We start from the raw sequence: 22198 nt of genomic DNA on the forward strand, positions 1-22198 counted from the left end.
GCCGGTGGGCAGGATGTCGGAGAGGCAGGTCAGGTCACGGATCTTCTCCATGGCCTTGTCGCGATCGGGGAGTTTGAGCAGGTTGAAGTCGGCGTAGGGCACCAGCACGTATTCGGCCTGGCCGCCGGTCCAGTCACCCATGTCGACGTAGCCGTAGGCACCACCGGCACGGGCCGGGTTCACGGTCAGGCAGACGCCGGTGTGTTGTTCCTTGCAGGAGCGGCAGCGGCCGCAGGCAACGTTGAAGGGCACGGAAACCAGGTCGCCGATCTTCAGGTTTTCTACGTCGCTGCCCTTCTCGATTACCTCACCGGTGATTTCGTGGCCGAGCACGAGGCCGACCTGGGCGGTGGTACGGCCGCGCACCATGTGCTGGTCCGAGCCGCAGATGTTGGTGGAGACGACTTTCAGAATGACCCCGTGTTCGATTTTCTTGCCGCGCGGGTCCTGCATTTTGGGGTAGTCGATCTTTTGGACTTCGACCTTGCCCGAACCCAGATAAACGACACCACGATTACCAGACATGAGACCTCCTTGAATGCGCATGGGATTTGCGCGAATCGGGAAAAAAGGGGCGGGTGCCCATCCAGCCGGGAACACCCGCCGTGCACTCAACGGGTGGAATGGCGAAGCTGTTCGATGATTCGCCGCGCGCGGTTGGCGCCTGCGTCGACATGGATGTCGAGCATGGGGCGGCCGCCGAAGCGGCACATGTTCCGGTACTGCGCCTCGACCACGATCTTGTCTTCGTCGAAGGTCAGGATGGTTTGCTCGATGACCTTGGCCTTGACCGCCTCCGGGTCGCTCTTTGGGTTGGTGGCCATGGTCCAGTAGTAGTGGCTGGTGGACTCCGTCTCCGGGGTCACGCCATGGAAACCACGCATGTGGAAACCGCCACGATCCGGGTCGTCCAGGGCGTCGGTGCGCACATCCACGGCACCGGTCCAGATGCGCAAGTGGCTGACGTGGAATTCGATCTCCTGCCACCGATCCACATTGCCCTTGAAGGGGTAGGCGGCGGTGTAGGTGGGGGGCGGCACCGAGTCCGGCATGTGACGAACGACGCGGACTACATCGCCGACCTCTTCCACTTTCATCTGCGCGTTCATGTGGATGCTCGCGTTGCCACCGATGGTGTGCAGATGGACATAGCCCAGGTGGCTGAGGTCCATCAGGTTGTCATGGATGAGCTGGTAAGGGGCGTCGTAGTGGTAGACGTCGCCATCGAACAGGTACTTGCCGCTGCTGTGGACGTCATAGACCGGAGGCTCGCAGGTGGGCTCCGGGTTGGCCTCGCTGCCGAACCAGATCCAGACGATCCGGTCCTGCTCGCGAACGTGGTAGGCCGGTACCTTGGCCTTGCTGGGCAGCTTGTCCTGGCCGGGGATTTCCAGGCATTTGCCCTCGGCGTTGAACAGCAGTCCGTGGTAGCCGCAGCGCACGCCACGTTCTTCCAGGGTGCCATTGGACAGGGGCAGCGCCCGGTGGCAGCAGCGGTCTTCCAGTGCCGCGACCTGGCCATCGGCGGTGCGGAACAGCACGACGGGCTTGTTCAACAGGGTCCGGCCGAGGGGTTGGTCCTTCAGTTCCCAGCCCAGGGCCGCCACGTACCACTGGTCCAGCGGGAAACTGGGTACGGAGGGGGAGCTGGCCTCGTAGGCGAGCGATTCAGCAGCGGATGCACTCATGGTGATCTCCATGGTTCACGGTTGTTGTTCTGGATAGGGATTCAGAGGTCGAGGACCAGGCGCGGCGACTTCGCCCGCGAGCAGCACGGCGTGAACTGGTCGTTGCACGCGTGCTCGGCCGCCGTCATGAACTGGTCGCGGTGATCCGGGACGCCTTGCAGGACGCGGGTGATGCAGGAACCGCAGATACCCTGTTCGCAGGAGGTCTCGATCGTGATCCCGGCTTCGTCGAGCACCTCGAACACGCTGCGGTCGACGGGTATGTGGAAGACCTGGCCACTGCTGGCCAACTCGACCTCGAAGGGGGCATCCGCGCCATGCTGGGTGGGCGTCGCCGCGAAGAATTCGCGGTGCACCTGGGCTTCGGGCCAGCCGGCGTTTTCCGCGGCCCCCAGGATGTAGCCCATGAATCCGCCCGGGCCACAGACATAGAGGTGGCGGCCGGCATCCGGATTTGCCAGCAGCGCGGCGGCATCCAGCTTCTGCGCCTGGGCGCCGCTGTCGTCATGCAGGTGAACGCGTCCGGCAAAGGGCGAGTGCCGTAGCTGCTCGATGAACGCGGCGCGCTCTCGCGAGCGGAAGCAGTAATGCAGCTCAAAGTCCGCCCCCCGGTGGGACAGCTCGCAGGCCATCGCCAGGATCGGTGTGATGCCGATGCCACCGGCGAACAACAGGTGCCGGGTGCCCTGGTGATCCAGGGCGAAGAGGTTGCGGGGCTCGCTGATATCGAGCAGTTGCCCTTGCACCACCCGCTCGTGCATCGCCCGGGAGCCGCCACGCGAGGCGGGGTCGTCGAGGACGCCGATCAGGTAGCGATGGCGTTCCTCCGGATGATTGCAGAGGGAGTACTGGCGGATGAGTCCGGCGCCGATGTGGACATCGATATGGGCGCCGGCCTCGAACGGAGGAAGTTCGCCACCATCGGCGGCGCAAAGCTCGAAGCTGCAGATACCTTCGGCTTCTCGGGATTTTCGGGTTACACGAACCTGGAGCATGACGCGGCCCTCCACACTGAAGTGGTGATTGCAAAAAGTGGAATTTGAGAACCCGGTGTGGGTGCTGGCTCAGTCCGAGGACAAGACGGGGAGGGCGCTGCGGCGGAAGTGCAGGGAGGGGTAGGCGTAATCGAGGTGGTTCATGGCAAGGACCTGATAATTATTTTTGTGTGGTTCCGCGGCGGCATATCATGCGGACAAACGCCCGCGCCGCTTCGATGGAGGTAATCCTCGGAGTAATTGGTTGCGGTGTCAACCAATTTGATCATGCACCTCGTCAGTAAGGCGCTTCGTCCATGCACACCGATTCTCAGCTGAACCTTGCCCGCTACGTTCCCGCGCTGCTCACCTTCCTTGCCAACAAGCTCGCCACCGGCGCCTCGCAGTGCTATCGCAAGCACTTCGGGATCGGCGTGGTGGAGTGGCGGATGCTGTCCATGCTGGCGGTGGAGGACGGCATCACGGCCAATCGCATCTGCCAGGTGATCGGCCTGGACAAGAGCGCCGTCAGCCGATCGCTGCAAGCGCTGGAAGCGGCCGGGCATGTCAGCAGCCAGGTGGATCCGCAGGACGCCCGGCGCAATACCGTGAGCCTCACCGCCAGCGGGCGGGAGCTGCATGACCGGGTGCTGAAGGTGGCGCTCGAGCGCGAGCGCCGGTTGCTCGGTGATCTCAGCCCGGAAGAGGTGGACACCCTGATCGAACTGCTGGGCCGCTTGCATGGCCAGGTGGCCCATGTGAACGAGTACGACCCGCAGGACGACTGAGTGCGCGTCGCCCAACCTACCGTGAGCGAATCTCAGGGATCGCCGGTCAGGCCTGTCCCTGCTCCTGCGCGATCAGCCGATCGAGAATCCGTCGTGCGCGAATGGCGCCAGCGTCACCGGGTAGCAGCAGTGGTTTGAGCGACCAGAAATCGGCACTCCCCATGAGCTGCTGTTGGGCCTCCACCATTGGTTTGTCTTCGTTGGCGAAGACGCCGATCAGTATCTGGTCGATGAAGCTGTTGAACTCCCCGTCGTCCTGCAGGAACGAGCGTGTGTTGGCAAAGAAGTAATGGGTGGTGCTCTCGGACTCAGGGGTCATGATGTGCAGGTTCGAGCTGCTGACGCCTTCGGAGTAGGGTCTTCCCGGGGATGTCACGCCGGCACCGAGATGCATGAGTGATGGTGCCGACCAGATCACTTCGGACCAGACATCCGCTGGAGCGGAAGGGTCGGGCATGTGGGCGGCGAAGGCCGGAGGTGCTACTTCATTCCTGGCTTCCCAGAGGATGCGCACCCGGTCCCCGTCGAGCTCTCTGACTTGCGCGCCTACGGAGCTCAGCGCACCGCCTCCCAGGGTGGTGGGATGGAGGAAGTCGACATGACTGAGGTCCATGATGTTGTCGCACAGCAGCTGGTAGTTGCAGGTGGAGTGGAGATACCCGGTATTCCGGGCCGTCGGCCTGGTGTCCGCGAGGAACGCGTAATCGGCGATCAGATCGGGATCGGCCCGCTCCGCATCACCCATCCAGATCCACACAGCAAGATGCCGCTCGACCACTGGATAGCCCTTGACGCGAGCCGCTGCTGGAATCTTCCCCTCTCCGTGGGGATTGTGGACGCAGGCGCCGGTGCTATCGAACTCCAGGCCGTGATAGGGGCAGCGGACGGCGTTGCCACACAGCTTGCCCATCGAGAGCGGCGCAAAGCGATGGGGGCAGCGGTTGCCGATCGCCGCGATGGTGCCATCTTGCAGGCGATACAGCAGAACCGACTCGCCGAGAATGGTTCGGTTGAATAATTCCCCTTCTGGCACCTCATTGGCCCAGGCGGCCATGTACCAGGTGTTTTTCAGGAAGGCCATGTTTCTTGTTCTCCTTATGGATTCATCGGGCCAGCCCCACTATTGACAAAATAAGCTGGACGAACCAGCTGGTATCTGATTGTTTTCCGGCTAAATCGTCTCAGTGGGTGGCTCATGGACTTTCTCGGTGAACTGCTGCTTTCCATCCGGCTCGACGCCAGTTCGATCGGGGTCTTTCACAGCCCGGGGGAATGGGGGTTGGACATGCCGCGGATGGACAGCTCGACCGCGCTGCTCTACGGCGTCCTGGACAAGCCCTGCTGGCTGATCAGGGAGGGGCAGCCGGACCTGCAACTGGAGGTCGGCGACCTGGTGCTGGTGCTGGGAGAGGCGAAGGTCGCCATTGCCTCGCAGCCCGGTCTGCCCCTGGAGCCCTTCCTGGATATGTGGCGCCGGCTCAAGCTGCCGGAAGACCTTCACTCCCGGTCGCGCCGTAGCGCGCCCATCCATTTCGGCGGCGACGGTGTCCATCGGAATCCCCGGTTGCTGACGGTGGCCTGTGTGCTTCACGAACCCGAGCGAAACCAGCTGTTGTCCAGCCTGCCGGATGTGCTCGTGCTGCCCGGTCGCTGCGGGGCTTCGGCGCAGTGGCTGATGCCAACGCTGAGCTGGATGCTGGGCGAGGACCAGGCCCAGAAGCCGGGATTCATGGGGCCGGCGGCGCTGCTCGCTGGCTTCCTGCTGACCAGCTTCCTGCGTGACTACATCCTGCTGATTCCCGAAGGGCAGTCGGGCTGGCTGCAGGCGCTGACCGACCCGCGCCTGGGCAAGGCACTGATCGCCATCCATTCGCAAGCGGAGCTGGACTGGTCGGTGGAGACCCTTGCCGCCGAAGCCAGCATGTCCCGCGCGACCTTCTCGAGGCGGTTCAGCGCACTGCTCGGCCAGTCGCCCGGCCAATACCTGATCGCTACCCGCATGCGCCACGCGGCAAGGGAGCTGCTGAAGGGGCGGGCAAGCGTGGCGGATATCGCCGAGCGCTACGGATATCGCTCCGAGTCGGCCTTCCGCAGCGCCTTCAAGCAGCACCTGGGGGTGAGGCCTCGGGAGTACGCCCGGTCGCGCGAACAGGGTGGCGGCTGAACCCGGGCGAGCGCCGTTTCCTGCCCCCGATCCACCCCCAAACACCCCCCTCGCGTAGCACCTGCGCGGTGCCTTCCAGGTATCGCGATTGCCGATACATCGCATCCCAACAAGCGATTAGTCAGAGATAACCCTCCACGTCAACCTGTGCCCGTCGCCCGGTCAATCCCGCCTGGCGATGCCACTCCGGCATTTCGACCGCACCGGTCCGGACTGCCTTGATCCGGCCGGTGGTGGCTCACAAGAAGTTCGCCAACAAGAACAATAAGAGGGTTCGTTCAATGGCTATACGCTATAGCGCCGCATCGCGGTGTGCGCCGTTCACCCTGACGCTCGCAGCAGCTTTGGTATGCGGTGCCCCCTCCGTCCACGCTTTCCAGATCCAGACCGGCAATCCGGACCTGAGTCTGCGCTGGGACAACACGCTCAAGTACAGCTCCGCCTGGCGCCTGAAGGACCAGAGCAACAAGCTCACCGAAGGGCAGGTCGCCCTGAACCAGGACGACGGCGACCGCGCCTTCGACAAGGGGCTGATCTCCAACCGCCTCGACATCCTGTCCGAACTGGACATCGGCTACCGTGACTTCGGTGCCCGAGTCAGCGGTGCCGGTTGGTTCGACACCGAGTACCAGAACGACAACGACAACGACGATCCGACCCGCGCCAACGCACGCTCGGTGGCCTACAACGAGTTCACCGATGACACCCGGCACCTTCACGGTGGCGACGGCGAGATCCTCGACGCCTTCGTCTACTGGAACGGCGCGCTGGGCGACAAGGCCACCTCGGTACGCCTGGGCCGCCACGGCCTGATCTGGGGCGAGAGCCTGTTCTTCGGCGCCAACGGTATCGCGGGCGGCATGGCCCCGGTGGACGTGGTCAAGGCGATCTCCGTGCCGAACACCCAGTTCAAGGAGATCACCCGTCCGGTCAACCAGCTGTCCACCACCTACCAGCTGACCGACGACGTCTCTCTCGGCGCCTTCTACCAGTTTGAGTGGGAAGAGACCCGGCTGCCGGCTTCCGGCAGCTACTTCTCGGTCAGCGATGTGCTCGGCGAGGGCGCCGAACGCCTGATCGTCGGCGCGCCGTTCCCGGCCTTCCTCGGTGGCAACCCGAGCAGCCCGGCGGCCTTCTTCCATGGCAACGACAAGGAAGCCAGGAGTTCGGGGCAGGGCGGCCTGCAGCTGCGCTACAGCGCGGACACCGTGGAATACGGCCTCTACGCCATCCAGTACCACGACAAGACGCCGAAGCTGTACCTCAAACCAAGCGCCACCGGGCCGAACTTCGCCACCGGCGAGGTGGGCCAGTTCTACTGGGTCTACCCGGAAGACATCCGCGCGCTGGGCGCGAGCTTTGCCACCACGGTGGAGGAGTTCAGCTTCGCCGGTGAAGCCTCCATGCGCTGGAACATGCCGCTGGTTTCCAACGGGCAGACCGTGTTGCCCGGCGTGGAAGCCGACAACAATGACAACCCGCTCTACGCGGTGGGCCGCACCGCCCACGTCAACCTGAACGTGCTCGCCTCCCTAGGCCCATCGTTCATTTCCAACGAGGCCAGCCTGGTGGGCGAGGTCGCCTGGAACCGCCTGCTCAGCGTGACCAAGAATCGCGCCGCGCTGGACCCGGGTGCCACCGACGATGGCCTGGGCCTGAAGCTGGTCTACACCCCGACCTATCGCCAGGTATTCCCCGGCGTCGACCTCAGCGTGCCGATGGGCCTCAGCTACTTCCCCATGGGCAAGTCGGCGGTGGTGGGGAGCTTCGGTCCGGACAACGGCGGCGACTTCAACATCGGCGTCAGCGCCACCTACCTCGACCGGGTCACCCTGGGCCTGACCTACACCCACTTCTATGGCTCGGAGGACACCAACCTCGACTCCGTTTCGCACTTCACCTTCAAGCAGTCGCTGAAGGACCGGGACTACCTGGCCTTCTCCGTGAAAACCACCTTCTGAGGGACTTGCGCATGACTATCCCGTTCACTCTCAAGACCTTCTGCCTGGCCCTGGTTGGCGCCGCCGCCCTTGGCCTGCAACCCGCTCTCGCCGCCAGTGTGGATGACCTGGGCAAGAGCCTGACCCCGCTGGGTGCAGAGCGCGCCGGCAACGCCGACGGCAGCATCCCGGCCTGGGATGGCGGCTACACCAAGGTGGACCCGTCGTTCAAGGAAGGTGGCAAGCGCGGCGATCCCTTCGCCGCCGACAAGCCGCTGTACAGCATCACCGCGAAGAACCTGGACCAGTACGCCGACAAGCTCAGCGATGGCGTCAAGGCCATGTTCAAGCGCTACCCCGAGACCTACCGCATCGACGTCTACCCGACCCGCCGCACGGCCGCGGCGCCGCAGTGGGTCTACGACAACACCCTTAAAAACGCGCAGAACGCGAAGCTTGTGGACAGCAGTGCCGGCCCAGTGCCGGAAGGCGCCTACGGCGGAATTCCGTTCCCGGTGCCGAAGAACGGCGCCGAGGCCATGTGGAACCATCTGCTGAACTGGCGCGGCACCTCGGTGGCGATGGATTGGCGGCAGTACCTCATCACCGCCGACGGCGCACCGGTGATGACCACCGACGGCAAGGCCATCCAGGAAATGCCGTACTACTACCCCGACGGCAACGCCGCCAATTTCGATGGTGACTACTGGCTGTTCCGCATGATCAACATCGGGCCACCGCTGCGCGCCGGCGAGCAGATCATGGGGCGCACCAACTTCAATGGCGACAAGTCCCAGGCCCACGTCTACCTGACCGGCCAGCGTCGCGTGCGCAAGCTGCCCAACGCCTGCTGCGACACGCCGACGCCGTCGACCGCGGGTGTGATGTCCTTCGACGAACTGAGTGTGTTCCAGGGCCGCATGGATCGCTTCAACTGGAAGCTGGTGGGCAAGCAGGAGCTGTACATCCCCTACAACACCAACAAGGTGCAGACCGCCGCCAAGCCGGAGGACCTGTTCACCAAGCACCACCTGAACCCCGACTACGTGCGCTGGGAACTGCATCGCGTCTGGGTGGTGGAAGCCGAGCTTGCGCCCGGCAAGCGCCACCAGTTGCCCAAGGGCCGCTACTACCTCGACGAAGACACCTGGCAAGCCATGCTCGGCGACCGCTGGGACGCCAATGGCCAGTTGAGCAAGACCCTGTGGGCGCTGCCGGCGGTCCTGCCGGACCTGCCTGCCCAGGCGACCCTCTCGGCGGGCTTCTACGACCTGGTCTCCAACACCTGGTTCCTGCAGAACCTCTACGCCGGCAAGGACCAGCAGTACGGCGTGGTCGAGCGCTACAAGCCGGCGGAGTTCTCCCCGGCGGCGATGGCGGGACGTGGCGTGCGCTGAAGAGGTGAGGGGAGGGCGCCAGTCCTCCCCTGTTTTGGCTGAAATTCGAGGTAGAACATGAACAGATTGCGTCCGGTGAGCGGCCTGCTACTGGCCCTCGCCCTGTCGATCGCAACGCCTTGCCTGGCCGATGCCAAGGCCGTCGGTGATGTACTGGAAAGCCCCGCGATGCAGGTGCCCAATGCCGAGCGCGCGGTGTTCACCGACCTGGCCCGCGCCGGCGATCGCCTGGTGGCGGTGGGCGAGCGTGGGCTGGTCCTGCTGTCCGACGACAACGGCCAGCAATGGCGCCAGGCCCGGGTGCCGGTGTCGGTGGGGCTGACCGCCGTGCAATTCGTCGACGCCAGCCATGGCTGGGCGGTGGGGCATGCCGGTGTGGTCCTGGCGACCACCGACGGTGGTGAAACCTGGGCGTTGCAGCTCGACGGCCGCCGCGCCGCGCAGTTGGAGCTGGATGCCGCGCGCAGTGAACTGCCGGCTGCGGCGGACGCCGAAGCCGCCGAGGTGCGGGTGCAGACCGCCGAGCGCCTGGTACAGGAGGGGCCGGACAAACCCTTCCTGGCCCTGGCCTTCAGCGATGCCCGCCACGGCCTGGTGGTGGGCGCCTACGGCCTGGCATTCAGCACCGAGGATGGCGGCGCCACCTGGCAATCGGTGGTGGGGCGCATCGACAACCCCATGGGCCTGCACCTCTACGCCGTGGCCCGGCAGGGTACTGCCTGGTTCCTCGCTGGCGAGCAGGGCTACCTGGCGCGCTCGCCGGATGGTCAGCAGTTCCAGCAACTGGAAAGCCCCTACGCCGGCACCCTGTTCACCCTCGCCAGCCGCGTCGATGGCGCGCTGTTGATCGGCGGCCTCAAGGGTCACGCCTTCCTCCTCGCGAAAGACGCCGACAGCGCGGAAGCGTTGCCGATGATGGCGCCGCTGTCCTTCAGCGACGCCATTCGCCTGGATGACGGCCGCGTGCTCCTGGCCAACCAGGCCGGCGGCCTGTTCGCCAGCACGCCAGGCCACTTCGCCCCGGCGGCCAAGCCCCTGGGCAAGCCGGTATCGGGTGTCGTCCAGGCCGCCGACGGCAGCCTGGTCCTCGCGGGTTTCACCGGTCTGTCGCGCCTGCCGCAGTCCGCCGTTTCCGCTTCGGAGTGAGTTCATGAATTCCGCTCGCCAAGCCATTCCGTCCGCTTCGGACGCCTTCGATCCCCGCTCCGGCTCGTTGATCGAACGCGCCCTGTTCAACCACCGCCACTGGGTGCTGTTGCTGTGCCTGGTGACCACCGTGCTGCTCGGCTGGCAGTCGACCCGCCTGGAGCTGAACGCCAGTTTCGAGAAGATGATCCCCACCGGTCATCCGTACATCGCCAACTACCTGGCCAACCAGAAGGAACTCTCGGGCCTGGGCAACGCCCTGCGCATCGCCGTCGCCCACCGCAACGGCGACATCTACGACGCCGACTACCTGCGCACCCTGCAGGCGCTGAGCGACCAGATTTACCTGCTGCCGGGCGTCGACCGCGCCTACATGAAGTCGCTGTGGACGCCGGCCACCCGCTGGGTGTCGGTGACCGAAGAGGGCCTCGATGGCGGCCCGGTGATCCCCGACGAATACGACGGCAGCCCGGCGTCCCTGGGCGACCTGCGGCGCAACGTGCAGCTGTCCAATGAGATCGGCCAACTGGTGGCCTTCGACCAGCGCTCCAGCATCATCTATGTGCCGCTGCTGTCGCGGACCCCGGACGGCAAGCCGCTGGACTACGCGACCCTGTCCGACCAGCTGGAGGCCCTGCGGGCGAAATTCCAGAGCGACAGCGTCGACATCCACATCACCGGTTTCGCCAAGAAGGTGGGCGACCTGATCGAGGGGCTGGAGCAGATCCTGCTGTTCTTCGCCGTTGCCATTCTCATCACCACCGTGGTGCTCTACGGCTACACCCGCTGCGTGCGCAGCACCCTGCTGGTGGTGCTCTGCTCGCTGGTGGCGGTGGTCTGGCAGCTCGGCCTGCTGCCGTTGCTGGGTTACCAGCTGGACCCCTACTCGGTGCTGGTGCCCTTCCTGGTGTTCGCCATCGGCATGAGCCATGGCGCGCAGAAGATGAACGGCATCATGCAGGACATCGGCCGCGGCATGCATCGCGTGGTGGCGGCGCGCTTCACCTTCCGCCGGCTGTTCCTCGCAGGTCTCACCGCACTGCTGTGCGACGCGGTGGGCTTCGCTGTGCTGATGATCATCCAGATCCAGGTGATCCAGGACCTGGCGATCATCGCCAGCATCGGCGTCGCCGTGCTGATCTTCACCAACCTGATCCTGCTGCCGGTGTTGCTCTCCTATGTCGGCGTCAGCCCCCGCGCCGCCGAGCTCAGCCTGAAGAGCGAGCGGGCGGAGCAGGGCGGCCAGGCGCGGCACCCGTTCTGGCGCTTCCTCGACCTCTTCACTCGCAAGCCCTGGGCCGCCGTCTGCGTGGGGGGCAGCCTGGTGATGGCGGTGCTCGGCTTCATGGTCAGCCTGCACCTGGCCATTGGCGACCTCGACGCCGGCGCCCCCGAGCTGCGTGCCGATTCGCGCTACAACCAGGACGACGCCTTCATGACCCGCAGCTATGGCGCCAGCAGCGACCTCTTCGCGGTGATGGTGCGCACGCCGGACAGTGCCTGCGCGCGCTACGACATCCTGCGCAAGGTGGATGAGTTGGACTGGCAACTGCGCAGCCTGCCGGGGGTGGATTCCAGCAACTCCCTGGCGCTGCTCAACCGCCGCATGCTGGTGGGCCTCTCCGAAGGCAGCCCGAAGTGGTACGAGCTGCAGAACAACCAGGCGATGCTCAACATGATCACCGCCAGCGCGCCGCGCGGCCTGTACAACGAGTCGTGCAGCCTGCTGACGCTCTACGTCTACCTGACCGACCACAAGGCCGAGACCCTGACCCGCCTGGTGGAGCACGTCGAAGCCTTCGCCGCGGCCAACGACACCGACGAGGTGAAGTTCCAGCTGGCCGCCGGCAACGCCGGGATCGAGGCCGCCACCAACATCGTGGTCAAGGAAGCCAACCGCGAGATGCTGTTCTGGGTCTACGGCGCGGTGATCCTGCTCTGCCTGATCACCTTCCGCTCCTGGCGCGCGACCCTCTGCGCGGTGATCCCGCTGATGCTCACCTCGATCCTCTGCGAGGCGCTGATGGTCTGGCTCGGCATCGGCGTCAAGGTCGCCACCCTGCCGGTGATCGCCCTCGGCGTGGGCATCGGTGTCGACTACGCGCTCTACGTGATGAGCATCCTGCTCGGCCACCTGCGCCAGGGCGCCAGCCTCTCCGAGGCCTATTACCGGGCGCTGCTCTCCACCGGCAAGGTGGTGATGCTCACCGGTGTGACCCTGGCCATCGGCGTCGGCACCTGGATCTTCTCGCCCATCAAGTTCCAGGCCGACATGGGCGTGCTGCTGGCCTTCATGTTCGTCTGGAACATGGTCGGCGCCCTGGTGCTGCTACCGGCGCTCGCCTACTTCCTGCTGCCGGCCACACGGCGCCGCGACGCGGCCGCCGAAGACGCCGCCGTGCCGGCGCCGTGGCGCGAGACCCGGACCGACCGGCCACTGCTGCTGGACGCCGTCAACTCCTGAATCCCCACAACAAAAACAAGAGCCGATCGCGATGACACGACTGATCACCACCTTGCGAAGCATCTGGAAGAGCCTGCCCGAGGCCGTCGGGCAGTACGCCGAAGGCGCCTACGGGTTCATGCCGGAGGTGCGCCGTGAGCGCCGCTGAACGCCAGGCGGGCCTGCCGCAATCCCTGTTGCTGCTGCTCGGCAGCTGCCTGCCGGTGCTGGGCGCGGTGCTGCTGGCGCCGGTGCTGCCGCGCATGCAGGCGCAGTTCGCCGCTACGCCGGGGGCCGAAGTGCTGGTGCCCATCAGCCTGACCATTCCGGCCCTGGTGATCGCGCTGCTGGCACCCTTCGCCGGGGTCATCGCCGACCGCCTGGGGCGCAAGCCGCTGCTGCTGGCCTCGATGGTGCTCTACAGCCTCTGCGGCCTGCTTCCGCTGTGGCTGGAGTCACTGCCGGGGATCGTCATCAGCCGTGCCGGCCTGGGCCTGGCGGAGGCCGGCATCATGACCTGCTGCACCACCCTGATGGGCGACTACTACCAGGGCGAGCGCCGCGAACGCCTGTTCGCCCTGCAGATGGTCGCCACCTCGCTCTCGGCGGCGGTGTTCATCGCCCTGGGCGGAGCCCTCGGGCAGAACGACTGGCGCACTCCCTTCGTGATCTACAGCGTCGGCCTGCTGTTCCTGCCGCTGATGGCGACGCTGCTTTGGGAACCGAAGGCCGGCGAGGCCCGTCCCGCGTCCGGCGAGTCCGGGGGCTTCCCCTGGGCCGCGCTGCTGCCCCTGTACCTGCTGACCCTGCTGGCCGGCATCAGCCTGTTCATCGTGCCGGTGCAGGCCGGCTTCCTGCTGACCCTGCTGCATGTGGATTCGCCCCAGCAGATCGGCATGACCATGGGCGCCAACCAGCTCGGTGTGCTGGCCGGCGCCCTGAGCTTCCGCCTGCTCGGCGGCCTGCCTCGGCAGAACCTGCTGTTGCTGGCCTTCGCCATCGCCGGTGGCGGCGGGTTGCTCATGGCCAATGCCGGCAACCACGCACTGGTGATAGTCGCCGTGCTGATCAATGGCCTGGGCATCGGCCTGATGCTGCCGACGCTGATCACCTGGGTGATGGCCCAGGTCAGCTTCGCCCAGCGCGGCCGCGCCACCGGCGGCTTCACCGCCGCGCTGTTCGCCGGCGAGTTCATCAGCCCCCTGGTGGTGTTCGGCCTGAACGCCGGCGTGGTGGCCGAGCTGCCGGCGGCGCTGGCCATGGTGGGCATCGCCCAGCTGCTGCTGGCGCTCGCCTGCCTGGCGCTGCCGAAGATGTTCCGTCCGCTCGGCGCCCCCGTTTCCACCACTCCTGATCACGCCTAGAGGTAGCCATGGCCCACCCCCTGGAAAGCGCCGCGCTCGACCAACTGTTCCTGCGCGCGCGCTCGCACAATCTCTGGCTGGACCGCGAGGTACCGGACGCGTTGCTGCAACAGCTCTACCAGGCCCTGCGCCAGGGCCCGACCAGCAACAACTGCTGCCCGGCGCGCTTCGTCTTCGTGCGCAGCCCGGAGGCCAAGCGCAAGCTGCTGCCGGCCCTCAAGGGCCACAACGGCGACAAGATGCTGCAAGCGCCGGTGACCGTCATCGTCGCCTGGGACAGCCGCTTCTTCGAACTGCTGCCCGAGCTGTTCCCGATCTATGACGCCGGCGCGGCCTACCGTGACAATCCGCAGGCGGCGTTCACCGCCGCGCTGCGCAACAGCAGCCTGCAGGGCGCCTACCTGATCATGGCGGCGCGCGCCCTGGGCCTGGACTGCGGCCCCATGTCGGGCTTCGACAATGCCCAGGTGGACGCGGACTTCTTCCCGGACGGCCGCTGGCGCAGCAACTTCCTCTGCTGCCTGGGCTATGGCGATGACACGGGCCTGCGCCCATCCGGCCCGCGCCTGTCCTTCGAGCAGGGGTGCCGCATCCTATGAGCAGCCCGCTGTTTTCCCTCGAAGGCCGGGTCGCGCTGATCACCGGCGCAACCCGCGGCATCGGCCTGGCCATCGCCCGCGAGTACGGTCGCGCCGGTGCGCGCCTGGCGATCAGCAGCGAGAACGCCAACGACTGCCAGCGCGTGGCGGCCGAGCTGCGCAGCGAAGGCTTCGACGTCACAGGCATCCCTGCGGACCTCGTCCAGCCGGACGCGGTTCGCGCACTGGCGCGGGAGGTGCTCGACCAGTACGGAAGGATCGATGCGCTGGTGTGCAACGCCGGCGTGGCGCCGCACTTCGGCCCGCTGCACAGCGCCGATGAGGCGGCCTGGCGCCTGACCATGGGGATCAACCTGGAAAGCGCGGTGTGGCTGAGCAACGAGCTGTTGCCTGTGATGGCAGAGCAGGGCGGCGGCAGCCTGGTGCTGATGGCCAGCATCGCCGGCGTGCGCGGCAACAAGGCCTTGGGGCTCTACGGCCTGTCGAAGGCGGCCCTGGCCCAGCTGGCGCGCAACCTCGCGGTGGAGTGGGGCCCGGCCAACATTCGCGTCAACGCCATCAGCCCCGGTGTGATCCAGACCGAATTCGCCCGGCCCCTGACCGACAACCCCGAGGTGCTGCAGCGGCGCCTGGCGCTGACGCCCCTGCGCCGGGTCGGCCGGCCGGAAGAGGTGGCGGCCCTGGCGCTGCTGCTGGCCGCCCCGGGCGGCGCCTTCATCAACGGACAGAACATCATCGTCGACGGTGGCACCACCATCGGCGACGGCAATTGAAAGGAGTTTCCATGCACACACTTCCCCCCTTCCAGCGCGTGGTCACCGGCCACGACGCCACTGGCCAGGCCGTGGTCGCCATGGCCGGCCCGACGCCGAACAACTTCCCGCTCAAAGCCGTGCCCGGCACCCTGTTCTACGAGGTGTGGAACAGCGCCAGCAGCCCAGCAACCCTGGACAACGGCGACGATCCCACCGCCAAGCCGCTGCAACTGTCCCCGGGCCTCCTGGGCAGCGTGATCCGGGTGGTCGACATCCCGCCGGACAGCGTGCAGAACCAGGTCAGCGCCGAAGACGCAGCGGCGGTCTTCGCCGAGATCGGCGAAGCCCACGCCGGCACCGGCAAGGCCGATTCGAAGCACAAGCTGATGCACCGCACCGAAACGCTCGACTACGGCATCGTCACCGAGGGCGAAGTCTGGCTGGTGCTGGATGGCGAGGAAGTCCACCTCAAGCGCGGCGACATCGTGGTCCAGCGTGGCACTAACCACGCCTGGAGCAACCGCACCGAAGCCATGGCGCGGATGGTCTTCATCCTCCTCGACGGCCGCTACGCCGCCGAACTCCAGGAGGTGCTGGGATGAAGCTGGCGACCCTTGACGACGGCAGCCGCGACGGCCGCCTGCTGCTGGTTTCCCGTGACCTGACCCGCGCGGTGGACGCCGCCGACATCGCGCCCACCCTGCAAGCCGCGGTGGACCACTGGTGGAGCGTGGAGGCCGACCTGCGCGGTCGCTATGACGCGCTCAACCGGGGCGAGGTGGCGGGTGCCTTCGACTTCGAGCCGAACCGGGCGATGGCGCCGCTGCCGCGCGCTTGGCAATGGCTGGACGGGTCCTGCTTCCTCAGCCATGGCGAGCTGATGCAGCGCGCGTTCAATCTCGACCCCATCGACGGCGTCGAGACCACGCCGCTGATGTACCAGGGCGCGGGCGACGACTTCCTCGGTGCCCGTCAGGACATTCCGCTGCCCAGCGAAGCCCACGGCATCGACTTCGAGGGCGAGTTCGCCGTGCTGGTGGACGAGGTGCCGATGGGCTGCACCGCCGAGCAGGCGCTGGGGCACATCCGCCTGGTGCTGCAGGTCAACGACGTCAGCCTGCGCGCCCTAGCGCCCCGGGAAATGAAGACCGGCTTCGGTTTCATCCAGGCCAAGTCGTCTTCCAGCTTCGCCCCGGTGGCGGTCACCCCGGACGAACTGGGCGATGCTTGGCGCGATGGCCGCGTGCACCTGCCGCTGAAGGTGGAGTGGAACGGCCAGTGGTTCGGCCACCCCCACGGCGGTGCCATGCACTTCGGCTTCCACCAGTTGATCGCCCATGCCGCGCTGACCCGCCGCCTCGGCGCCGGCAGCCTGATCGGTTCCGGCACCGTCTCCAACGCCGATCGCAGCGTGGGCTCGGCCTGCATCGCCGAGCGCCGCGCCATCGAGATGATCGAACAGGGCGCGCCGCGCACCGGCTTCATGGGCTTCGGCGACCGCGTACGGATGGAGGCGCGCAATGCCGACGGCTCGCCATTGTTCGGCGCCATCGATCAGCGGGTGATCCAGGCAGGTGCGCCATGCGCGTGATGGTCACCGGCGCCGCCGGTTTTCTCGGTCGCCTGCTGGTGCAGCAACTGCTGGAGCAGGGCCGATTGCGCGGCCAGCCGCTGGAGGCCGTGGTGCTGCTGGACCAGCAGCTGGAGGGCTTCCCGGCGGACCACCGGCTGCGCCTGCTGGCCGGCAGCATCACTGAGCCGACCCTGCTGCGCCGCGCCCTGGCCGACGGCGTGGACGTGGTGTTCCACCTGGTGAGTATCCCGGGTGGCGCGGCGGAGCAACAGTACGCCCTGGGGCAGCAGGTGAACCTGCTGGCGACCCTGGAGCTGCTGGACCAGCTGCGCAATGCCGCGCGGCCGCCGGTGATGGTCTACGCCAGCAGCGTGGCGGTGTATGGCGCGGAGCTGCCGGCACGCATGGACGAGCAACTGATGCCGCGCCCGGCGCTGTCCTACGGCGCGCACAAACTGATGGTGGAGACCCAGCTCAGCGACCTGGCCCGCCGTGGCGAGGTGGACGGCCGCGTCCTGCGCCTGCCCGGCATCGTCGCCCGGCCCCGCGAGCCGAACGGGCTGCGCTCGGCCTTCATGAGCGATCTGATGCACGCCCTCGCGGCTGGCGACGCCTATTGCTGCCCGGTATCGGCCGAGGCCACCGCCTGGTGGATGTCGGCGCGCTGCTGCGTCGACAACCTGCTGCACGCCGCCGAACTGCAGGACCCCGGCGCCCAGCGGGTGTGGCAACTGCCGGTGTTGCAGCTGGCTATCGGCGAGGTGGTGGAGGCCCTGTCCGAAGCCTTCGGCGACGACCGCCGGGCCCTGGTGAGCTACCAGCCGGAGGCCGACCTGGAGGCGCTGTTCGGCCGCTATCCGCCCCTGCGCACGCCGCAGTCCCGCGCCCTGGGTTTCCGCCATGACGGCTCCGCCCAGGCCCTGGTGCGAAACGCCCTCAACCTCAGCCAGCGCCCGCGCCGCGTGCGTGCTCCGCTACAAACCATTTGAGACCCGCTGCCATGACCCTTGCCCGCAAACGCCGCCTCGTTGACCTCTCGGTGACCCTGGACAACAACCCCTACACCGACCCGCCGCCGCTGCTGCCGAAGATCGATTACATGGACCACCAGCAGGGCTGGCCGGAAATGGCCGCCATGTTCCCCGGCTTGTCCCTCGACCAGATGCCGGGCAAGGAGTCCTGGGCCGCCGAGCGCCTGGCGATCACCACCCACAGTGGCACCCACATGGACGCGCCCTGGCACTACGCCTCGACCACCGATGGCGGCAAGCCGGCCTTCGGCATCGACGAACTGCCCCTGGAGTGGTGCCTGCAGCCGGGCGTGAAGCTGGACTTCCGCCACCTGCCCGATGGCCATGTGGTCACCGCCGCCGAGGTGGAAGCCGAGCTGGCGCGCATCGGCCATGAGCTGCAGCCGCTGGACATCGTGCTGGTGAACACCCGCGCCGGCAGCCTGTTCGGCCAGCCGGGCTACCTGGACGCGGGCGTCGGCATGGGCCGCGAAGCCACCCTCTACCTGCTGGAGCGCGGGGTGCGGGTGGTGGGCACCGACGCCTGGAGCTGGGACGCGCCGTTCAAGTACACCCGTGAGCGCTTCGCCGAGAGCGGCGATGCCGCGATCATCTGGGAAGGCCACAAGGCCGGTCGCGACATCGGTTACGGCCAGATGGAGAAGCTGGCCAACCTCGACAGCCTGCCGGCCTACGGCTTCCTGGTGTCCTGCTTCCCCTACAAGATCAAGCACGCTTCGGCCGGCTTCATCCGCGCCGTGGCCATCTTCGAAGAATAAGAACAGGAGCATCCCCGTGCGATTCCCCTTTCTGCTGGCGGCATTGGCGTGCATCGCCCCGGCCTTCGCCGGTGCTGCCGAGCGTCCCAACATCCTGCTGATCCTGGCCGACGACCTGGGCTACTCCGACCTCGGCGCCTTCGGCGGCGAGATCGCCACGCCTAACCTCGACCGCCTGGCCGAGAGCGGCCTGCAGCTGACCAGCATGTACGCCGCACCCACCTGCTCGCCGACGCGGGCCATGCTGATGTCCGGCACCGACCACCACCTGGCCGGGCTGGGCACCATGGCCGAAGGCCTGCAGCCGTTCCAGCGCGGCAAGCCGGGCTACGAGGGCTACCTGAACCAGCAGGCCCACTCCATCGCCGAGCTGCTGCGCGATGGCGGCTACCGCACCAGCATGGTGGGCAAGTGGCACCTGGGCCTGGCCCCCGACCAGGGGCCGGACCGCCGTGGCTTCGAGCAGTCCTTCACCCTGTTGCAGGGCGGCGGCGTGCACTTCAAGCCCACGCCGGGCTCCACCGCGAAGATCGAGCAGATCACCTACCGCGAAAACGGCCAGCCGGTGGAACTGCCGGGGGACTTCTATTCCACCGACTTCTACACCGACAAGCTGCTGGCCTATCTGAAATCGGGACAGGGCAGCGGCAAGCCCTTCTTCGCCTATGCCGCCTACACCTCGCCGCACTGGCCGCTGCAGGCGCCGGAGGCCTACCTGGACAAGTACCGGGGCCGCTACGACGGCGGCTACGACGCGGTGCGCCTGGCGCGCATCGAACGAATGAAAGCCAAGGGCCTGCTGCCGGCCGACTTCCAGAGCGCCGCGCCCCTGCCGGCCACCCCGCAGCTGCCCGGCTGGGACCAGTTGGACCCGAAGCGCAAGCGCATCGAGGCGCGCAAGATGGAGATCTACGCCGCCATGGTCGACAACCTCGACCACAACATCGGCCGCCTGCTGGATTACCTGCGCCAGAGCGGTCAGCTGGACAACACCCTGATCGTCTTCATGTCCGACAACGGTGCCGCCGGCGAGCGCCATGAGCAGTTCTACCCGGCCGGCCCGGACACCGACAATCGCCTGGAGAACCTCGGCCGGCGCGGTTCACAGATCGACTACGGGCTGCGCTGGGCGGAAGTCAGCGCGGCGCCCCTGCGGCTGTTCAAGGGCAGCACCGCCGAAGGCGGCATCAGCGTGCCGGCCATCGTCCAGTTGCCGGCCAGCCTCCGTCGCCAGGGCCTGGAACGCAGCGTAGCGCGGGTGGACGACCTGGCGCCGACCTTCCTCGCCCTGGCCGGCCTGCCGGACCCGGGTGACCAGTACCAGGGCCAGCCCAAGCACCCCATCACCGGCCACTCCATGCTGCCGATGCTGGAAGGCCAGGGCCGCGGCGAGCCAGCGATGGCCGGCGAGCTGTTCGGCAGCCGCTACTACCGCGAAGGCAACCTCAAGCTGCTCGGTCTGGTGCCCTGGAGCATGCCGGGCCAACCCCTGCCGCCGCTGCGCTGGCAGCTGTTCGACCTGTCGCGGGATCGCGGCGAGCAGCAGGACCTTTCCGCGAGCCAGCCGGAAACCCTGGAGCGCCTGAAGCAGGCCTGGCAGGACTACGCCCGCCGGGTCGGCGTGGTCGCGCCGCCGCCGGTGGCCAAGGCGCTATGAGGCGCGGGTTGATCGCCGCCGGCTGCCTGGGCGTGCTCGCCCTGGCGGGAATCGTTGCCCGGACAGGCGCCACGCCGCCCCTGGGCAATGTCGCCGGCTGCGAGGCCTACGCTGGCCTGCCGGCGGGCTCGGACGACGACCCGCTGGCCGGGATGGTGCGCATCAGCGGTGGGCGCTTCACCCCCGGCACCGAGGGCGGCTACCCGGATGAGCGTCCGTTCGGCGCGGTAGAGGTCGGGGATTTCTGGATCGATCGCACCGAGGTCACCCGCGCCCAGTTCGCCGCCTTCGTCGAGTCCACCGGCTACATCACCGAGGCCGAGCGTTCCGGTGGCGCCGCGATGTTCCGCGCGCCGCTGGAGACGGCCGGCGACGGTTCGGCGCTGCCCTGGTGGCGCTACGTCGAGGGTGCCAACTGGCGTCACCCGGAGGGGCCGGAGGGCCCTGAAGTCAAACTCGACCAATACCCGGTGACCCTGGTCACCCTGGCCGACGCCCAGGCCTATGCGCAGTGGCGCGGCAACCAGTTGCCCGGCGAGGCCGAGTGGGAATACGCCGCACGCGGCGCTGACGCTTCCCAGCGGCTGGGCGAGGAACCGCTCGATAGCCATGGCCGGCCCGCCGCAAACTACTGGCAAGGGGTGTTCCCGGTGCAGGACGCCGCCGAGGATGGCTTCGCCGGCCTGGCCCCGGTGGGCTGCTTCGCCGCCAACGCCCAGGGGCTGTTCGACATGATCGGCAATGTCTGGGAATGGACCGCCGATGCCCAGTGGGGGCCCCTGATCAGCCACGCCAACGGTGACCCCGGCCAGCTGCGCGCGGCCCTGGGCCCGTCGCGTCCACGGATCATCAAGGGCGGCTCCTACCTTTGCGCCACGTCCTATTGCGCCCGCTACCGCGCGGCGGCGCGGGAACGCCAGGAAGCCGACCTGGCGACCTCTCACGTCGGCTTCCGCACCATTCGCCGCATTGCCCCCGAATCCACACTAGCCACGGAGTGACGCCGATGCGTCTGATTGCCTTGCTGTGGAGCGCGCTCGCGCTCTTGACCACCGCCGCGACCGCCCAGGCCGACGAGGAACAACGGGCCCGTCAGCTCCTGCAGCGGGCCGTAGACTACTACCAGGTGCAGGGCGATGCGGCCTTCGCCGCCTTCAGCCGCCAGGGCGAGTTCATCGACGGTGAGCACTACGTGTTCGTGGTCGACACCCACGGCACCATGCTCGCCAGCGGCGGCACCTCGGCTGTGCTGATCGGGCGCGATGTCCGCGAGGCCCTGGAGCCGGAATTGCGCGACGGCTTCCGCCAGGCGTTGGAAGGCGCCGAAGGCGAGGTACGGGTCGCCGAGTACCGCTGGATGAACGCCCGCGACGGCCGGGTGGAGCGCAAGCGGGTGTTCTTCCAGCGCGAGGGGGATCGGGTCATCGCCGTCGGCCTCTACCTGCCACGGGCTACGCCGCAGCAGGCTGGCCAGTTGCTGGACCGGGCCGTGGCGGCCCTGGCACAAGGGCCGGAGCAGAGCATTGCCGCCATCAACGCGCTGTCGCCACGCTTTCGCGAGGATGATCTCTACGTCTTCGTCATCGACCTGGATACCGGCCGCTACGTCGCCCACGGCTACAACCTGCGCCTGCTCGGCGTGGAGTTCGCCAAGGTGTACGACCCGGACGGCAAGCCGGTGGGCGCGCCGATTCTCGCGCTGATGAAGAACCATGAAGCGGGCGGTTACGACTACCGCTGGAAGAACCCGGTGACCGGCAAGGTGGAGGACAAGTACGCCCTGCTGCGCAAGACCGGCCACCTTCTGGTGGCGGTGGGGTACTACAAGAAGTCCGAGTGAGGCGCGTCACCCGGGCTTCCGGGGAAAACAGCGATGGGTTTCGTTCCTCTACCTATCCTGCGGGCTACAAACAAGCGATTC

The 22198-nt window shown here is 67.2% G+C and carries 20 protein-coding genes; 16 read left to right on the top strand and 4 right to left on the bottom strand.

All coding sequences use genetic code 11. The annotated features are described in order from the left end of the window. From E8F06_RS02705 to E8F06_RS02715, 3 genes are all read right to left on the bottom strand, one after another. Positions 1-525, bottom strand: a 525-nt coding sequence (locus tag E8F06_RS02705) for an alcohol dehydrogenase catalytic domain-containing protein (protein WP_280363942.1), incomplete at its 3' end; no start/stop codon positions are given. Positions 526-611: 86 nt separating this feature from the next. Further along, positions 612-1688, bottom strand: a complete 1077-nt coding sequence (locus tag E8F06_RS02710) for an aromatic ring-hydroxylating dioxygenase subunit alpha (RefSeq protein WP_280363944.1) — start codon at positions 1686-1688, stop codon at positions 612-614. A gap of 41 nt (positions 1689-1729) precedes the next feature. Beyond that, a complete protein-coding gene (locus E8F06_RS02715) occupies positions 1730-2683 on the bottom strand; it encodes a PDR/VanB family oxidoreductase (RefSeq protein WP_280363947.1) in 954 nt (317 codons plus the stop codon). Positions 2684-2979: 296 nt separating this feature from the next. On the opposite strand from E8F06_RS02715, the gene E8F06_RS02720 reads away from it, so the two are divergent. Continuing rightward, positions 2980-3450, top strand: a complete 471-nt coding sequence (locus tag E8F06_RS02720) for a MarR family winged helix-turn-helix transcriptional regulator (protein ID WP_179059870.1) — start codon at positions 2980-2982, stop codon at positions 3448-3450. Positions 3451-3496: 46 nt separating this feature from the next. Here E8F06_RS02720 and E8F06_RS02725 read toward each other — a convergent pair whose 3' ends face one another. Then, a complete protein-coding gene (locus E8F06_RS02725) occupies positions 3497-4531 on the bottom strand; it encodes an aromatic ring-hydroxylating dioxygenase subunit alpha (RefSeq protein ID WP_280363949.1) in 1035 nt (344 codons plus the stop codon). A gap of 114 nt (positions 4532-4645) precedes the next feature. Here E8F06_RS02725 and E8F06_RS02730 point away from each other — a divergent pair, with 114 nt between their 5' ends. From E8F06_RS02730 to E8F06_RS02800, 15 genes are all read left to right on the top strand, one after another. Further along, a complete protein-coding gene (locus E8F06_RS02730; RefSeq protein ID WP_280363951.1) occupies positions 4646-5614 on the top strand; it encodes an AraC family transcriptional regulator in 969 nt (322 codons plus the stop codon). Positions 5615-5895: 281 nt separating this feature from the next. After that, the gene (locus E8F06_RS02735; protein ID WP_280363953.1) at positions 5896-7575 is read left to right on the top strand and encodes a DUF1302 domain-containing protein; all 1680 of its coding nucleotides are present in this window, start codon (positions 5896-5898) and stop codon (positions 7573-7575) included. A gap of 11 nt (positions 7576-7586) precedes the next feature. Continuing rightward, the gene (locus E8F06_RS02740; RefSeq protein ID WP_280363955.1) at positions 7587-8951 is read left to right on the top strand and encodes a DUF1329 domain-containing protein; all 1365 of its coding nucleotides are present in this window, start codon (positions 7587-7589) and stop codon (positions 8949-8951) included. Positions 8952-9008: 57 nt separating this feature from the next. Beyond that, positions 9009-10097, top strand: a complete 1089-nt coding sequence (locus tag E8F06_RS02745; RefSeq protein ID WP_280363957.1) for a YCF48-related protein — start codon at positions 9009-9011, stop codon at positions 10095-10097. A 4-nt stretch (positions 10098-10101) separates the two neighbouring features. Next, on the top strand, positions 10102-12561 hold the full coding sequence (locus tag E8F06_RS02750) for an MMPL family transporter (RefSeq protein ID WP_280363958.1): 2460 nt from the start codon (positions 10102-10104) through the stop codon (positions 12559-12561). A gap of 134 nt (positions 12562-12695) precedes the next feature. Next, the gene (locus E8F06_RS02755) at positions 12696-13904 is read left to right on the top strand and encodes an MFS transporter (protein ID WP_280363960.1); all 1209 of its coding nucleotides are present in this window, start codon (positions 12696-12698) and stop codon (positions 13902-13904) included. Positions 13905-13912: 8 nt separating this feature from the next. Beyond that, the gene (locus E8F06_RS02760) at positions 13913-14503 is read left to right on the top strand and encodes a malonic semialdehyde reductase (protein ID WP_280363962.1); all 591 of its coding nucleotides are present in this window, start codon (positions 13913-13915) and stop codon (positions 14501-14503) included. After that, positions 14500-15276 (top strand): SDR family oxidoreductase, encoded by a 777-nt coding sequence (locus tag E8F06_RS02765; RefSeq protein ID WP_280363965.1) that lies wholly within the window; start codon positions 14500-14502, stop codon positions 15274-15276. Before E8F06_RS02760 ends, E8F06_RS02765 begins: the two co-directional genes overlap by 4 nt. An 11-nt stretch (positions 15277-15287) precedes the next feature. Continuing rightward, the gene (locus E8F06_RS02770) at positions 15288-15860 is read left to right on the top strand and encodes a cupin domain-containing protein (RefSeq protein WP_280363967.1); all 573 of its coding nucleotides are present in this window, start codon (positions 15288-15290) and stop codon (positions 15858-15860) included. Beyond that, entirely contained in the window at positions 15857-16849 is a 993-nt protein-coding gene (locus tag E8F06_RS02775) for a fumarylacetoacetate hydrolase family protein (RefSeq protein WP_280363970.1), read from the top strand. The genes E8F06_RS02770 and E8F06_RS02775 overlap by 4 nt, the downstream gene beginning before the upstream one ends. Then, entirely contained in the window at positions 16840-17820 is a 981-nt protein-coding gene (locus E8F06_RS02780; protein ID WP_280363972.1) for an NAD-dependent epimerase/dehydratase family protein, read from the top strand. The genes E8F06_RS02775 and E8F06_RS02780 overlap by 10 nt, the downstream gene beginning before the upstream one ends. 11 nt (positions 17821-17831) lie before the next feature. After that, a complete protein-coding gene (locus tag E8F06_RS02785) occupies positions 17832-18620 on the top strand; it encodes a cyclase family protein (RefSeq protein WP_280363974.1) in 789 nt (262 codons plus the stop codon). 16 nt (positions 18621-18636) lie between these two features. Beyond that, a complete protein-coding gene (locus tag E8F06_RS02790) occupies positions 18637-20277 on the top strand; it encodes an arylsulfatase (RefSeq protein WP_280363976.1) in 1641 nt (546 codons plus the stop codon). Continuing rightward, positions 20274-21278: a formylglycine-generating enzyme family protein gene (locus E8F06_RS02795; protein WP_280363978.1), complete on the top strand. Its 1005-nt coding sequence runs from the start codon at positions 20274-20276 to the stop codon at positions 21276-21278. Before E8F06_RS02790 ends, E8F06_RS02795 begins: the two co-directional genes overlap by 4 nt. 5 nt (positions 21279-21283) lie before the next feature. Then, the gene (locus E8F06_RS02800; RefSeq protein WP_280363980.1) at positions 21284-22117 is read left to right on the top strand and encodes a cache domain-containing protein; all 834 of its coding nucleotides are present in this window, start codon (positions 21284-21286) and stop codon (positions 22115-22117) included. Positions 22118-22198: the final 81 nt, after the last annotated feature.

It is taken from the genome of Pseudomonas sp. BN411 (assembly GCF_029871235.1).
GTDB lineage: Bacteria > Pseudomonadota > Gammaproteobacteria > Pseudomonadales > Pseudomonadaceae > Metapseudomonas.

Excerpts from the sequence above, each read along its gene's own strand:
- E8F06_RS02710 (WP_280363944.1), bottom strand. The coding sequence starts at position 1,688 with ATGAGTGCATCCGCTGCTGAATCGCTCGCCTACGAGGCCAGCTCCCCC.
- E8F06_RS02715 (WP_280363947.1), bottom strand. The coding sequence starts at position 2,683 with ATGCTCCAGGTTCGTGTAACCCGAAAATCCCGAGAAGCCGAAGGTATC.
- E8F06_RS02720 (WP_179059870.1), top strand. The coding sequence starts at position 2,980 with ATGCACACCGATTCTCAGCTGAACCTTGCCCGCTACGTTCCCGCGCTG.
- E8F06_RS02725 (WP_280363949.1), bottom strand. The coding sequence starts at position 4,531 with ATGGCCTTCCTGAAAAACACCTGGTACATGGCCGCCTGGGCCAATGAG.
- E8F06_RS02730 (WP_280363951.1), top strand. The coding sequence starts at position 4,646 with ATGGACTTTCTCGGTGAACTGCTGCTTTCCATCCGGCTCGACGCCAGT.
- E8F06_RS02735 (WP_280363953.1), top strand. The coding sequence starts at position 5,896 with ATGGCTATACGCTATAGCGCCGCATCGCGGTGTGCGCCGTTCACCCTG.
- E8F06_RS02740 (WP_280363955.1), top strand. The coding sequence starts at position 7,587 with ATGACTATCCCGTTCACTCTCAAGACCTTCTGCCTGGCCCTGGTTGGC.
- E8F06_RS02745 (WP_280363957.1), top strand. The coding sequence starts at position 9,009 with ATGAACAGATTGCGTCCGGTGAGCGGCCTGCTACTGGCCCTCGCCCTG.
- E8F06_RS02750 (WP_280363958.1), top strand. The coding sequence starts at position 10,102 with ATGAATTCCGCTCGCCAAGCCATTCCGTCCGCTTCGGACGCCTTCGAT.
- E8F06_RS02760 (WP_280363962.1), top strand. The coding sequence starts at position 13,913 with ATGGCCCACCCCCTGGAAAGCGCCGCGCTCGACCAACTGTTCCTGCGC.
- E8F06_RS02765 (WP_280363965.1), top strand. The coding sequence starts at position 14,500 with ATGAGCAGCCCGCTGTTTTCCCTCGAAGGCCGGGTCGCGCTGATCACC.
- E8F06_RS02770 (WP_280363967.1), top strand. The coding sequence starts at position 15,288 with ATGCACACACTTCCCCCCTTCCAGCGCGTGGTCACCGGCCACGACGCC.
- E8F06_RS02775 (WP_280363970.1), top strand. The coding sequence starts at position 15,857 with ATGAAGCTGGCGACCCTTGACGACGGCAGCCGCGACGGCCGCCTGCTG.
- E8F06_RS02780 (WP_280363972.1), top strand. The coding sequence starts at position 16,840 with ATGCGCGTGATGGTCACCGGCGCCGCCGGTTTTCTCGGTCGCCTGCTG.
- E8F06_RS02785 (WP_280363974.1), top strand. The coding sequence starts at position 17,832 with ATGACCCTTGCCCGCAAACGCCGCCTCGTTGACCTCTCGGTGACCCTG.
- E8F06_RS02795 (WP_280363978.1), top strand. The coding sequence starts at position 20,274 with ATGAGGCGCGGGTTGATCGCCGCCGGCTGCCTGGGCGTGCTCGCCCTG.
- E8F06_RS02800 (WP_280363980.1), top strand. The coding sequence starts at position 21,284 with ATGCGTCTGATTGCCTTGCTGTGGAGCGCGCTCGCGCTCTTGACCACC.